General features: G+C 65.6%; 10 protein-coding genes and 1 pseudogene. 3 read left to right on the forward strand and 8 right to left on the reverse strand.

Annotation, left to right across the window (positions count from 1 at the left end):
* Positions 1 to 5: 5 nt before the first annotated feature.
* Complete coding sequence (locus tag MKL01_RS35920) at positions 6 to 3,149, reverse strand: ATP-binding protein (RefSeq protein WP_243903933.1); 3,144 nt, start codon at positions 3,147 to 3,149, stop codon at positions 6 to 8.
* 348 nt (positions 3,150 to 3,497) lie between these two features.
* On the opposite strand from MKL01_RS35920, the gene MKL01_RS03985 reads away from it, so the two are divergent.
* On the forward strand, positions 3,498 to 3,884 hold the full coding sequence (locus MKL01_RS03985) for a response regulator transcription factor (protein ID WP_243903934.1): 387 nt from the start codon (positions 3,498 to 3,500) through the stop codon (positions 3,882 to 3,884).
* 102 nt (positions 3,885 to 3,986) lie between these two features.
* Positions 3,987 to 4,675: pseudogene (locus MKL01_RS03990) on the forward strand (transposase); the annotation flags it as partial.
* A 297-nt stretch (positions 4,676 to 4,972) separates the two neighbouring features.
* Here MKL01_RS03990 and MKL01_RS03995 read toward each other — a convergent pair.
* Together MKL01_RS03995 and MKL01_RS04000 are read right to left on the reverse strand one after the other, a co-directional pair.
* A complete protein-coding gene (locus MKL01_RS03995) occupies positions 4,973 to 5,500 on the reverse strand; it encodes a cytochrome P460 family protein (RefSeq protein WP_243903935.1) in 528 nt (175 codons plus the stop codon).
* 163 nt (positions 5,501 to 5,663) lie between these two features.
* Entirely contained in the window at positions 5,664 to 6,551 is an 888-nt protein-coding gene (locus tag MKL01_RS04000) for an alpha/beta fold hydrolase (protein ID WP_243903936.1), read from the reverse strand.
* Between the two features lie 100 nt (positions 6,552 to 6,651).
* Here MKL01_RS04000 and MKL01_RS04005 point away from each other — a divergent pair, with 100 nt between their 5' ends.
* The gene (locus MKL01_RS04005) at positions 6,652 to 7,674 is read left to right on the forward strand and encodes a LysR family transcriptional regulator (RefSeq protein WP_243903937.1); all 1,023 of its coding nucleotides are present in this window, start codon (positions 6,652 to 6,654) and stop codon (positions 7,672 to 7,674) included.
* A 36-nt stretch (positions 7,675 to 7,710) separates the two neighbouring features.
* Here MKL01_RS04005 and MKL01_RS04010 read toward each other — a convergent pair whose 3' ends face one another.
* The 5 genes from MKL01_RS04010 to rclC all read right to left on the reverse strand — a co-directional run bounded on the left by MKL01_RS04010 (position 7,711) and on the right by rclC (position 12,943).
* A complete protein-coding gene (locus MKL01_RS04010; RefSeq protein ID WP_243903938.1) occupies positions 7,711 to 9,147 on the reverse strand; it encodes an aldehyde dehydrogenase family protein in 1,437 nt (478 codons plus the stop codon).
* Between the two features lie 592 nt (positions 9,148 to 9,739).
* Complete coding sequence (locus MKL01_RS04015) at positions 9,740 to 10,006, reverse strand: hypothetical protein (RefSeq protein WP_243903939.1); 267 nt, start codon at positions 10,004 to 10,006, stop codon at positions 9,740 to 9,742.
* 312 nt (positions 10,007 to 10,318) lie between these two features.
* A complete protein-coding gene (locus tag MKL01_RS04020) occupies positions 10,319 to 11,155 on the reverse strand; it encodes an alpha/beta fold hydrolase (protein WP_243903940.1) in 837 nt (278 codons plus the stop codon).
* A 29-nt stretch (positions 11,156 to 11,184) separates the two neighbouring features.
* Entirely contained in the window at positions 11,185 to 12,180 is a 996-nt protein-coding gene (locus MKL01_RS04025) for an MBL fold metallo-hydrolase (protein ID WP_243903941.1), read from the reverse strand.
* 127 nt (positions 12,181 to 12,307) lie between these two features.
* A complete protein-coding gene (rclC, locus tag MKL01_RS04030) occupies positions 12,308 to 12,943 on the reverse strand; it encodes a reactive chlorine resistance membrane protein RclC (protein WP_279604388.1) in 636 nt (211 codons plus the stop codon).
* Between the last annotated feature and the right edge of the window lie 76 nt (positions 12,944 to 13,019).

Genomic DNA, 13,019 nt, shown 5'->3' on the forward strand with positions numbered 1-13,019 from the left:
GTGGATCAGACGGCGATGCGGAGAGGCTCCGCGATCGGCTCGACGCGAAGGCCATCCGAGAAGGCCCGGCATCCGGCGATCGCGCGTGCGGCCTCGGCCTGGCAGCGCCGAAGCGGCACCACGAGATCGTCGCCGGCCCGGTATCGCGTCTCGACCGCCCGGCAGGCGTTGGACAGGGCGGTGAGACCGAGCATGCCGGCCTGTGAGATCAGCGTGTGATTGTCGGCCATCAGGCGATCCGTGCCGTCGAGGACGCTCCCGGCCGGGTAGATCGCGGCGATCCGCACCTGGAGCTCGTCGAGCCACGCGAGGACCTGAGCCGGACCGGCAAGGCCGATCAGGTCGTCGAGGATCCCCGTGTCGAGCGTGGCATCCGGGGCGTCCGGTCCGGCCTCGGCGCGGACCGGTTCGGAAACGGTGCCGGATTGGCAGCACCGCTCGATCGCCTCGAGGAGATCGACCTGGCGGAATGGCTTGCCGACATGTCCGTCCATCCCCGCGGCACGCAGGGCTTTGACTTGGTCCGACAGCACGTTGGCGGTGAGGGCGATGATCGGGATGGAGGCGCGGGGCGCGGGGAGGGCGCGGATCTCGGCCGTGGCGGCCAGCCCGTCCATGATCGGCATCTGAACGTCCATGAGAACGGCATCGTAGTCGCCGGTCTGCACGGCCCTGACCGCGGAAGCGCCGTCTCCGACGATGTCGACCCTGTGGCCCGACGATTCCAGGATGATGCGCACGATCTCCTGATTGGCGGGCAGGTCCTCGGCCAGGAGGAGGCGGCGTGGCTGCACCGAGGCCCGCGTCACCGGTTCGGGGCCGACCAGGGCCGCGGCATCGGCGAGGTTGAGTGACAGCGTGAAGGCGAAGGTCGAGCCCTTCCAGGGCTCGCTCGACACGACGATCTCGCTGCCCATGAGATTGGCGAGGCGCTGCGAAATCGCGAGCCCGAGCCCGGTGCCCCCGAACTCCCGGCGGATCGACCCGTCGACCTGGCTGAAGCGCTTGAAGAGGCGGTCGATCTTCTCCGGGGCGATGCCGATCCCGGTATCGGTCACCGAGATCGCGATGCGCTCACCGGTTTCGGTTCGGTCGAGACATGCCAGCGTCAAGGTGACCGATCCGTCCCGGGTGAACTTCACCGCATTGTTGATGAGATTGAGGAAGATCTGGCGCAGGCGATCCTCGTCGCCCACGTGACAGGACGCGAGCCCCGGGTCGATCGCAACGGCGAGTTCCAGCCCCTTCTCCTCCGCCAGGGGGGCGACGATCATGCGAACGTTGTCGGCGAGCCTCCGGATCGAGAAGGGACGGGGCTCCAGCTCGATGGCGCCGGACTCGATCTTGGAGAAATCCAGGACGTCGTTGACGACCGTCAGGAGCGCATTGCCGGAACTCTGGATCATGCTGACCTGGCGCGCGAGATCGGGCGGCAGATCGTTGCGCTGGAGGATGATGCCGGTGAACCCGATCACGGCGTTGAGCGGCGTGCGGATCTCGTGGCTCATCGAGGCGAGAAACGCGCTCTTGGCTTCGCTGGCGGCCCGCGCCGTGTCCGTCAGCCGCTGCGCCTCGACGGTCGCGGCGCGCTCCACCTCGGCCCGCTCGTGTTCGATCGTCCGGTCGCGGACGATGTAGAGGACGCGCTCGATATGGTTGTGGCCGTCATGCATGAAGCTCACGAGCACGCTGAGCCATTGCCCCTTGCCGAGCTCGGACGGGCAGAAGATCTCGATCTCGACGACAGACTCCTCGCAGGCCCGCCGCAAGGCGGCGTGAAGATCCTTCACGCTCCCGCGGGGAAACAGCGAGAACAGGGGCCGGTCGATCAGGGCGGCGGGCCCGGGCGCGTCGTGGATCCAGTGGGCCGTGCGGCTCGCGAACTCGATCCGTCCCTCGGGGCCCGCCACGAGGATGACGTCGGGACTGTTCTCCATGATCTTCTGCGTGAGGACGGAGGCCTCGCGCAGGGCGGCGGTCCGCTCTTCCACGCGATGTTCCAGGGCCCGGTTGCTCGCTTCCAGCGCCCGATCCCGCGCCGTCAGGTCGGAAATCAGCCGTTCGAGGGAGGAGCTGAGCGCGTTCGTCTCGCGGTAGCCCCCGGACGGAACGGCGGTGCTCCGGTCGCCGTGACGATGGCGTTGGGCAAACGCCACCAGGGCGAGGAGCGGGCTCGTCGTCTTGCGGGCGATCACCAAGCCCAGGATACCGAACGGAACCGCGAGGCCGATGCCCCAGAGCAGGATGGCCTGGCTGACCTGTGACACCGGTGCGAGCGCTGCGCGGGTGGGCTGGCGGATCACGATCGTCCAGTCCATGCCCGCGTAATCCGTCGATCCGACGGACCGGCTCGCCGCGATGAGGAAGGATTGGTCGTCCCCGAAGGACACCACCGGGGCGGCGCCGGTCCGCGCCGCGGTGGCGCGCGCGATGGCGTCCACCACCTCCGGCGGAAGCTGCCGGCCCATGATGTCCGGGGGGCCCAGCAACACCTCGCCGTCCTTGCGCAGGATCAGGCCCTCGATGCCGTTTCGGCGCTCCCGCAACCGGTCGAAGATCGAGCGTTCGATCTGGCGGGCCCAGCTCCAGCTCATATGCCCGCCGAGGACCCCGACGAGCCGGCCCTGCGTGTCGTGGACGGCGCTCGAGACATCGACGAACCGCAGCGGCTCGCCGTTCGGCAACGGCGCCAGCTTCTGTGCCAGGAGGACAGCTTCGTGGACGTCGCCCGCGTAGGGCTTCGAGAGCGCCTCGCGAAACCACGGCCGTTCCGACACGCTCTTGCCTTCGAGCACGCCGCCGGAACTCGCCATGACCACGCCGTTCGCGTCGGTGAGTCCGAGCCAGGCATATTCCACGTGGTCCGCCCGGACCGTGTCGATCCATTCGCGCCACGTCGCCGGCGTCGCCGAGACGCTCCGGCCCATCGTCGCGAGGGTGCGCACGAGCACCAGATTGTCATGCATGACGGCATCGAGCCGGTCGCGGAGATTGTCGGCGTAGCTGGACAGCTCCTGCCCGATCTGGTCGCGAAGCTGGGCGGCCGCAATGCGCTCGGCGGTCAGGCTGACGCTGAAGGTCAAGGCCACCGCGAGCACGCCGAACACCGAGGCGAGCAGCACCTGCAAGCTGATTGAGCGCTGTCGCACGCGGTTCATCCTGAGACTGTCGCGCGCGATCAGACCCGACAATCCTTAGCGTTGTCCTCCATTTGCGAGCCCAACCCCGGTCCACCCACGCCTCGAGCCCGTGAAAAGTCCGGAGAACGGCCGGCGGCTCTCACATTCGGAAGCTTTGGAGTCGTCCAGAAGACCGGTTGGCGACCAGCGGCGACCGCTCCGACCGGTCAAGCCGGCCATCCACGGAGCCAAATTTTTAACCCCAACGATAAATATTCCCGGCTGATTTAGTGCGGCTTACAGGTCGGATCGTGCATATCGGCCAACTGCTGATGGGATGGCCAGCACGCTCTTCCTGTATACGCTCCGGAGATGGATATGCGCGCCGCACCTCTTATCGTTGTTGCTGATGACGACACGATTACCCGTTCGATCATCAACCTCAAATTGAAGAGCCGCGGATACGACGTGATCACCGCCTCCGACGGCAGTGACGCGCTCCGGGCGATCCAGGCGGAGGCACCGGATCTCGTCGTCCTCGATGCGATGATGCCGGGCATCGACGGTTTCGAGCTGTTGCGGCAGATCAAGGCGACGCCCGAGACGGCCGGCACCTTGGTGGTGATGTTGACGTCCAGGAAGCTGGAACAGGACATCGTCGGCGCACTGAATGCCGGCGCAAGCGACTACCTTGTGAAACCTTTCATCCCCGAGGAGCTCGCAGCGCGGATCTCCCGCTTGATACCCATCAACAGAGCTCAGTGAGGCGAGGGGATTCCATCTATCCGAGCGGGCCTCTCTCCCGGCGACTGGCAAACCCCCGCCCTGGAATTTTTCACAGCCCTCTATCCGCGGCGTCGCAGCATCGAGCGGCTGATGGAGACCGAGGGGGCCCGCGCCTCCCGGCCGGGGTTGTTGGCGCTCAAGCCGGTCAAGGGGCTGTTGTCGAGTGACCACGTCTCGGTGAAGGGCACGCGGATCGAAGCCAGGGCGTCGATGAAGAGCTTCCGGCCCAGGGACGGCTCGGGCGAGCCCCCGGGTCCGGGCCGCAACGGCGAACGCGACTTCCGCAAGGAGACGCGCTCGAACCAGACCCGTGCCTCGACCACGGACGCGCGGCTCTTCCGCAAGGGGATGGGCGCGAGAGCCGGCCGTGCCTCATGGTCACGCGCTGATGGAGAACCGCCACGGCCTGGTGGTGGCGACCCTCACCCACGCCACCGGCACCGCCGAGTGGGAGGCGGCCCTGCCGATGCTGGAGCGCCGGGCGCGCCGGCACCGGATCACGCTTGGGGCGGACAAGGCCTACGACGTCGAGGCGTTCGTGGGAGCGTTGCGGACGCGGCGGGTGAGCCCGCACATCGCCGTCAACGGGGCGGTGTCGAGGACCGGCCGGGTGCGCAAGACCGCCATCGATGGCCGCACGACGCGATACGCGGGCTACGCGACCAGCCTACGCTGCCGCAACCGGATCGAGGAGGCCTTTGGCTGGATCAAAGCTCAGGCCGGGCTGACGAAGGTCAAGCTCAGGACAGGCCAGGGTCGAAGCGCTATTCGCGGATCAATCGGGGATACTGTGATCGCTCGGCCTGCCCCATAGTCGAAGCTGCCCAAAGCTGATGCCGGCCTGCCGCGAAAGGATTTTTCCGGACTGAGATGGGCGACGTGAGTCGAACGCTTCGTATGACAAACTGCAGATCGGATATCGAATTTGTGAGTTCAGATATGCGCGCCTAAACTCGATATCGCATTCGCAGATTACCTAATAAATAGCAATTATTTGTGTCGGCATTATTGAGTGACAAGTCTAAGATTTGTAAAGGGCATTGATATTTTAAATCTACAATGAACATCTATGGTGCGTAATACGTAAAGACAAAATCATTGTCTTTCGATACGCGGGCGTGACACGGTGCGCAGGTTTTCATCAGGTCCTCGCTCGGATTGGGCCTGCCATTCTCGAATTGGCCGTATCCCCAGCCACCCGTCTCCACGTATTTCTTGGAGTCTTTGACGCTAAATTGAACATTGGTCGGTGAACCAGGAACGAAGGACTGGCTTTGTCCAAAAATCGCATTGTTCTCAGGTGAAGGCACATACTCCCAAGCCAGTCGCGCGATGATCGCGCCATCCGGGAAAGGGCGCGTTCCGTCTCGATAGGCCTGTATCGCGATATCATTTCCGAGTACGGCGCGGATGTCGTTGAGGCTGCCAGCTTCGTGAGCCACACTGATCATCTGCCACTCGCGATACCCGGCAGGAAGTCTGATGCCGAAGACCGGCGAAGCATTGTCGTCAGCCCCTCCGACCGCGAAGGGAGTGAAGGCGCCGATGCAGGCGCCCACGACGCGGGCCCCCAACCGGATAGATGCCGTCCTCATGGCGCCCTCCTGCCTCGGACTCAAGTACAGAACCATTCCTTCATCGAAACGGGTCCGTGGCAATTGCCAACCGGTCCGTTCCAGCGGCGTCGGCAGGGCCGCCGCGCTTCAACCGAGAACCCGCCACGCGGGTTCGTCGCGTCGGTTCCGGCAGCCCCCGGACTCAGCGGCCGCCGATACTGCGATCGAGGAAATCGGCAATCAGCGGCGCCATGACGTCGAGCTTGTCCTCGAGCGCGAAGTGCCCGGTATCGAGCAGATGCAGTTCGGCGTCGGGCAGGTCTCGCAGATACGGATGCGCGCCGTCGGCCGGGAAGATCGTGTCGTTCCGGCCCCAGACGATCAGCGTCGGCGGCGTGCGCTCGCGAAAGAAGGCCTGGAATTGCGGGTAGAGCGGTACGTTGGTGCCGTAATCGCGGAAGAGGTCGAGCTGAATATCCTTGTTGCCCGGCCTGTCGAGGAGCACTTGGTCGTGCAGCCAGTTATCCGGATCGATCCGGGAAACGTCGGCCACGCCGTCGACATACTGAAATTTCGTCGTTTCCGGTGAGACGAGGAACTCGAGGGCATCCCGTCGCTCGGGGGTGTCGTCGCGCCAGTAGGCCTTGATGGGATCCCAGAACGCCTTCAGCCCCTCCTCGTACGCATTCCCGTTCTGGACGATCAGCGCGCTGACGCGCTCGGGATGCTTGAGGGCGAGCCGGTAGCCGACCGGAGCACCGTAATCCATCACGTACATCGCGTAACGGTCCGCGCCCAACTGGGAGAGCAGGCCGTCGATCAGTTCGGCGTAATGCGCGAACGTGTACGCGAACACCCGGTGATCGGGCGCGTCGCTGCCGCCGAAGCCGGGATAGTCGGGTGCGATGACGCGGTAGCGGTCGGCCAGGAGCGGGATTAGGTTGCGGAACATGTGCGACGAGGTCGGGAAGCCGTGCAACAGCAAGACGACCGGGGCCCACGGCGGGCCCGCCTCCCGGTAGAAAATTCCCACCTCCTCGACTTTGGCGGTGCGGTAATGGATCACCGGAATGCTGGCGGGATCAATCATGCAGCCCCCTTCGCATTGAATCGTTCGGTCGAAGTTACCGTATTGTGATCGGAACCAGAATGCCTAAGCTGCGCAATCCTTGATTTCGCGGGGCGAAGCAATGATCGACCGTCTCGACGCGATGCGGGTGTTCGTCGTCGCTCTGGACGAGGGGAGCCTCGCCTCCGCCGGTCGACGGCTGAATCGCTCGCCGGCCGCCGTGACCCGGGCCGTCGCCGCTTTGGAGAACCATGTCGGCGTGCGGCTGCTGCATCGGACGACACGACGGTTGCAGTTGACCGAGGCGGGCGAGCGGTACGCCGCCGTCTGCCGCCGGGTGCTGACGGACTTGGACGAAGCCGACCTCGCCGTCGCCGGGAACCGGGCTGCCCCTCGGGGCGTCCTCACCGTCACCGCGCCCGTGATGTTTGGGACACGCGTTCTACGCCCGGTCGTGGGCGCGTTCCTGAGAGCGTATCCAGCGATGCAGGTCCGCTACCTGCTGCTCAATCGGATGACGAACCTCGTCGATGAAGGCATCGATGTCGCGCTCCGGATTGCCCCATTGCAGGAGTCCAACCAGATCGCGGTACGCATCGGCGCGGTGCGCCGCGTCCTGTGTGCATCACCGACGTATCTGGCTGGCCGACCGCCGATCGAGTGCCTGTCCGATCTGGCCCATCACGCCTGCATCGGGATCGAGCCGACAAGCCCGAACGATATCTGGAGCTTCCCGCCCGCACCCGGCGGCAGGATCGCCCGCACGGTCCGCGTCAAGCCGCGCCTGATGGTCAACACCGACGAGGCCGCCGTCAGCGCGGCGGTCGACGGCGAAGGCATCGTCCGGATCTTCTCCTACAAGATCCAGCGTGAAGTCGCGGTCGGCAGCTTAGTCGTCCTGCTTCCCGCGGACGAGCCGCCGCCGGTGCCCGTGCACCTCGTCACATTGCCCGACCGCCTGTCTCTTGCCAAAGTGCGAGCTTTCATCGATTTCGCCGCTGCCCGGCTCCGGGCTAATCTCGACGACATCGCGGCACGCCCCGAAGACCGACGCTGCGACGGAGACCCGCGCGACGCCGACATCCCGCATCTCCGAGAGATGCCTCGCCAGGATGCCGCTGACCCTCTGTTCAGGTCGCCATGACGGATCGGCGGGCGGATCCGACGCCCGCCCACGGCGTCATCGCCTCACCTGCGGGTCGTCCTGCGTGACGCGGCTGCGCAGTGTGAAGACGCCGCTGCCGGATAGGATGGCACTCCGGGCGAGGAGACGGCCGCTCTGCCAGTTGGATAGCCCGAGTTCGGGCTGGTTCAGGGCGTACTGACCGTCGACCCAGCGGGTAAACCCGTCGCCCACGAAGGGCGCGTTCACCGTTTCGTAGAAGCGGCGATGCGCCTCGGGATCCCGGCTGATCAGTGATGCGGCGAAACGCGGGCTGTGGCGATTGAACAGCGATATCGCATGGTCGAGATCATCCACGATCTTCAGGCTGACCTCGGGCGTGTCCTCCCATTCCCACTCGTGGCCGAGGTCAACCTCCGACTGAATCTCCGTGAGGGGCTCCGTGCGCTCACCCTCGGCGCGCCTGACCCGGACGGTGGCGGTGCGCCAGCCGTGCGGCAGAACGGACTCGTCGCCCGCCACCACGTGCAGCCTGCATCCGAATCCGCGTGCCCGGCCGGCGGATTCCAGTGCCGCCAGGAAAACCGGCACCAGATCAGTCGCCCGGGCGCGGTGGATGCAGCACACGTTCAGGGTGTTGCAGACCTTCCGGTCCAAGGACGCTCCGACCGCCGCGGCGAAGCGCTCCGGATCCGCGTCGCGGTCGGCAACCATCCAGGCCCCGCCGGTTCCGTGCAGACTGACCGCCGTGCCGGCCTGCCGGGCGACGCTTCCGAGCTGGGCGACGGCCTGCCCTGACCCCCGCGCCACCGCCAGCGAGAGGCGACGGTCCGCGAAGAGCGCCCAGCCGGTCGACCGTTCAGGGCTCTCGACAAGCGAGATGGCCCCCGGCGGAAGGCCGGCCTCATCGAGGGCAGGGGCGAGGGCGTGCTGCATGATCGCCTGTGCGGTGCCGAGCGCGTCGCTGCCGATGCGGAAGACGGCGGTGTTGCCGCCGCGCAAGACGCCCGCGGCATCGGCGAGCACGTTTGGGCGTCCCTCGAACACGAAGCCCACCACGCCAAGTGGCGCTGCCACCTGCTCGACCGTCCAGCCCGGATGGGCGATACGTTCGACGACGCGACCTCGCAGCGTCTCGCTGTCACGCCACGCCCGAAGGCCCGCGATCATGTCCTGCCGCATCCGGTCCGTGGCGACGAGGCGGGTCGTCGAGCGGCCACCGGACTGCGCACGAGCGACATCCTGCCGGTTCGCCTCCGCGATCGCCCCCCAGGCCGAGCGGTCTTCGAGGTGCGTGGCGAAAAGATCGAAGAACTGGTCGATGGCCCGGTCCGGTACGGCCGCCATCGCCAGGAAGGCCGCGTGGGCGCGGTCCACCGCGACGGCGGCCAGAGCGATCTGCGCCGCGGGTATATGCAGGAGGTCTCCGGTCTCCTGCAGAACCAGCAGATGATCCCCGGGCTGGAAGGCCTTCGCGATCTCCGGCGTAATCATCGTTACGCGGTCACCGCCGAATGGCACAGGCGTTCCCGCTACAAGGCGCGTGATGGTGGTGCTCATGGGCGCGGGGCATAGGACAAACTCGGTGCGAAGACCAAGCCGTGGCGCCGCCGAACGACGTCACCTGTTTGAACGGTGGGTGCAGGCGCGGCGCGCCGGGTGTCATGCATCTAGCCTGCCATCGAACGTGCCGGCACGGGCGCATGAGGGTCGAGGTGCTGCCCGCCGATCTGAACTACATGGCGAAGCTGTATCGCCTCCGGCTACGAAGCTCCCATGGAGCGAGAGCCGAGTTCAACCCTCCGCAGCCGCTTAGAAACCGAGACGCTCGCCAAGATCGGCCGGTCCCGCAGCCGAGCCGGGCTTGGTCGGCAGAGGGCACAACACCTCAGGTCTGACTATACAATCCGCCCTTCGGCAAGCTCGGCCGCCAACGAGTCTTCAACCGCATCCACCCACCGTGGTAACTTGACGGACTTCAGAATGCATCTGCAGATGTAAATCTTTTATGCCTCTATTGCCGATACAAATCATTCCAACATATCGGCCATTGCTATCGCGTCTGGCAGTCACCTCTACCCTTCCATCACTCGTCGAGGACGCGGTCGATCCCTGCGGTGAACGCGATGCCAGCGGGGTAGCCCCTGAGTTTGATGCCGCATTCCTCATCGCCTGCAGCGTGAGCCACCTCCTGATCGCCGCCACCGCGCTCCATCCCTGAAGAGACCTTCCGCAGCTCGATCAGGACGGCGCGAACGACTTCACGGGCGAGCGATCCTGGCGCGAGGTCCTGACCGAACTCGGAGATGAGCGACTCCGCCACATCGCACAGTTGTTTCATGTGATCGTTCATCGAATGTCCCTCCAAACCCCACGAGTGCTCCTATGACATTGCTCCGACTCCGACAGATTTGCCGCCCGACTGGTCGTCAGCATTGCTCGTGACCGCTGGCCGCCGTGCCGGCAACTCAGCCAACAAGAACGGCTGCTATCCATTCAACTCGGCCAACCGCTTCGTGCCGACAACAACAGGCGCGTGGGGCCGCTGGCCCGCCTCCCAGCGACAGCGGGTGCAATGGGGCGGACGTCATGAGGAAGGCCGCCACCGGCCGTGGCTCAACGCCTAGAGGCAAACCTTCGGCTCCACGCGCACCCAAGCGTCAACTCATGCTCTCACGAAGGCGAGCACGTCCGCGTTGAGCACGTCCGCGTTGATTGTCAGCATGCCGTGGCCATAGCCGGGATAAGTCTTCAGCGTGCCCTTGCGCAGCAGCTTGATCGACTTCGGCGCCGCCGCGACGATCGGCACGATCTGATCGTCCTCGCCGTGCAGCACCAGCGTCGGCACGCCGATCGACTTCAAATCCTCGGTCTGGTCGGTCTCTGAGAACGCCTTGATGCCTTCGTAGTGCGCCAGGGCAGAGCCCATCATGGCTTGCCGCCACCAGTTCCGGACCACACCCTGCTGGACCTGCGCGCCATCGCGGTTGAAGCCGTAGAACGGGCCCGAAGGGACGTCGAGGAAGAAACCGGCGCGGTTGTTTGCCAGCGCTTGGCGGAAGCCGTCGAACACCTCGATCGGCTGTCCTTCCGGATTAGCTGCGGTCTTCAGCATCAATGGCGGCACGGCGCTCACCAGCACCGCCTTGGCCACGCGACCCTGGGGCTCGCCGTATCGCGCGACGTAGCGTGTGGCCTCGCCGCCGCCGGTGGAGTGGCCGATATGGATGGCGTTCCTAAGATCGAGATGCGCGACTACGGCGGCGGCGTCGGCCGCGTAGTGGTCCATGTCGTGCCCGACCGAAACCTGCGCCGAGCGGCCGTGGCCGCGGCGGTCGTGGGCGACGACACGGTAGCCGTGCTTGAGAAAGAACAACATCTGCGTGTCCCAGTCGTCTGACGAGAGCGGCCAGCCGTGGTGGAACATGATCGGCTGCGCATCCCTCGGACCCCAGTCCTTGAAATAGATCTCGGCGCCATCCTGGGTAATGATCGTGGCCATAAAGTTTCTCCCTAATACAAGATGACGGATCAAACCCCCTCATAGACCAGACGGGTGAAAAGCGCTGGGCTGATGACGGACCGGTACCACTTCGCGTCGTGCGCCGCGGTCGGGCGGGCAGCGACAATGGCGTCTAAGGATAAGCCTCGCCTCTTCAAGGCGGCGACGTTCGCACGCACGTCCACCAACATGTCATGGAAGTCGTGCAGCTGTGTGCGGGTACCGACTGGCGCCCCATGGCCAGGGATGACGATAGTCTGATCCGTCGTCGCGGCTATGTTCGCTTCGGCTGCGGCGATCGTCCCGTCGATGTGGCCACCCGTGGAGTAATCGATGAACGGGTAGATGCCGTTCCAGAACGTGTCGCCGGTGTGCAGAATGTCGGCCTCGACGAAGCGGACGGAGATGTCGCTGTCTGTGTGGGCGGCGCCGTAATGCTCCAGCGTCAGCGTGCTGCCGTTCAGCTTGGTCTCGTGCTCGGACGAAAACACCTGCCTCGGCAGCGCATTGGGCGGTGCCGCGGGGAAGTCGTGGTCCCAGTCGTCCACGTGCTGCGCGGCCGCGAGATGCGTGCGGGTGTTCTTGTGAGCGAGTATCTCCGCACCTTCCGCATTCAGCCAGGCGTTGCCGTCCGCATGGTCGAAGTGCCAGTGCGTGTTGATGAGATGGGTGATCGGCGCGTCGCCGAGGTCGTTCAGCGCCGTCAGCATCTGAGGGCGCGACACGCCGATCCCGGCGTCCACTAGCAGCTTCCCGTCCGGCCCGGTCAGAACCGCGACGTTGCCGCCGGACCCCTCCAGTACGGCGACATTGCCTCGCAATCTGTGGATCTTGATCGGCGACCGGGCGGCATCGGCCATCATCAAGTCGACGATGCCCCGGGCCTGCGCGAATGCGGAGCGGGGCGAGAGCCAGCCGCTCGCCGAGGGCAGCGCAGAGGCGGACAGACAGCAGAGGCAGAAGCCGCGGCGTGACAGGGAAAACGCCCCACTGGCGGCGCCGGACGCAGGTTCACGGGCGGTCATGGTCTGTGCTCCGAAGGTCAGGTTCTCGGGGAGGGCCTCACATCAGGCGGTCGTTCCGCTCCGGAGAGCTTCCACACCGCCTCGCATCGCCGAAGCGAGGGCCGCCCATGGGCGACGCTTGTGGGTCCTAGGTCCGGGATGCGGTCGCGAGGGGAACGCCCATGCCGGCACGTTCCACCGAGGTCCGAGCCGTGTGTTCGAGTACGGCGCGGGCCCCGTCGGCAACCACGAGCCAAGCTCCAGCCATCAGAACGATGTCCTTCAGCACGAGGCGACCCCCGCCCGACAGGTAGGGGAAGCCGTGCTGCGCATCGCCCAGCGCCGCCACCCAGGCTTCGGGTGTCGTCACCAGGAACGACAGCGTGACGACCGGCGTCAGAAAGGCGAGCACCGCGCCCACGAGACCCCAGCGGCGCGAGACGAGCCCGACGAGGACCAGAAGGCCGATGGCGATCTCGACGCTCCCGAGGCCGTTCGAGAACGCGTAGGTGTCGTTCGCTGCCTGCCAAGCGCGCTCGGCGAGCTTGAGTTCGCCCTCGTGAGTGAGATGCTGCGCGTACTGGTCGGGGTGTCTGTAGAAGAACGACATCAGCGGGCTGTTGGCCACGAACGGGGTGATGCTGTCGGCCTCGTAGGGAGCGAACTTCAACCCCCCGATCCAGATGAAGATTGTAGCGGTGGCGACGCGTACGGCGTCTAGGCCGATGCGGTTGGATCTTTGCCCCGAAACGATCCCGAGGACCTGACGGATCTGCGTGTTCATGACGAGGCTCCTTGGTTCAAAAGGTCCGATGCTTGCCAAATTGGCGGTGTTCGACCCTCATGGACGCGGGTCGGAC

It is taken from the genome of Methylobacterium sp. J-070 (assembly GCF_022829385.1).
Classification (GTDB): domain Bacteria; phylum Pseudomonadota; class Alphaproteobacteria; order Rhizobiales; family Beijerinckiaceae; genus Methylobacterium.

Coding starts and splice junctions, on each gene's coding strand:
- MKL01_RS03985 (WP_243903934.1), top strand. CDS start 3,498: ATGCGCGCCGCACCTCTTATCGTTGTTGCTGATGACGACACGATTACC.
- MKL01_RS03995 (WP_243903935.1), bottom strand. CDS start 5,500: ATGAGGACGGCATCTATCCGGTTGGGGGCCCGCGTCGTGGGCGCCTGC.
- MKL01_RS04000 (WP_243903936.1), bottom strand. CDS start 6,551: ATGATTGATCCCGCCAGCATTCCGGTGATCCATTACCGCACCGCCAAA.
- MKL01_RS04005 (WP_243903937.1), top strand. CDS start 6,652: ATGATCGACCGTCTCGACGCGATGCGGGTGTTCGTCGTCGCTCTGGAC.
- MKL01_RS04010 (WP_243903938.1), bottom strand. CDS start 9,147: ATGATTACGCCGGAGATCGCGAAGGCCTTCCAGCCCGGGGATCATCTG.
- MKL01_RS04015 (WP_243903939.1), bottom strand. CDS start 10,006: ATGAACGATCACATGAAACAACTGTGCGATGTGGCGGAGTCGCTCATC.
- MKL01_RS04020 (WP_243903940.1), bottom strand. CDS start 11,155: ATGGCCACGATCATTACCCAGGATGGCGCCGAGATCTATTTCAAGGAC.
- MKL01_RS04025 (WP_243903941.1), bottom strand. CDS start 12,180: ATGACCGCCCGTGAACCTGCGTCCGGCGCCGCCAGTGGGGCGTTTTCC.
- rclC (WP_279604388.1), bottom strand. CDS start 12,943: ATGAACACGCAGATCCGTCAGGTCCTCGGGATCGTTTCGGGGCAAAGA.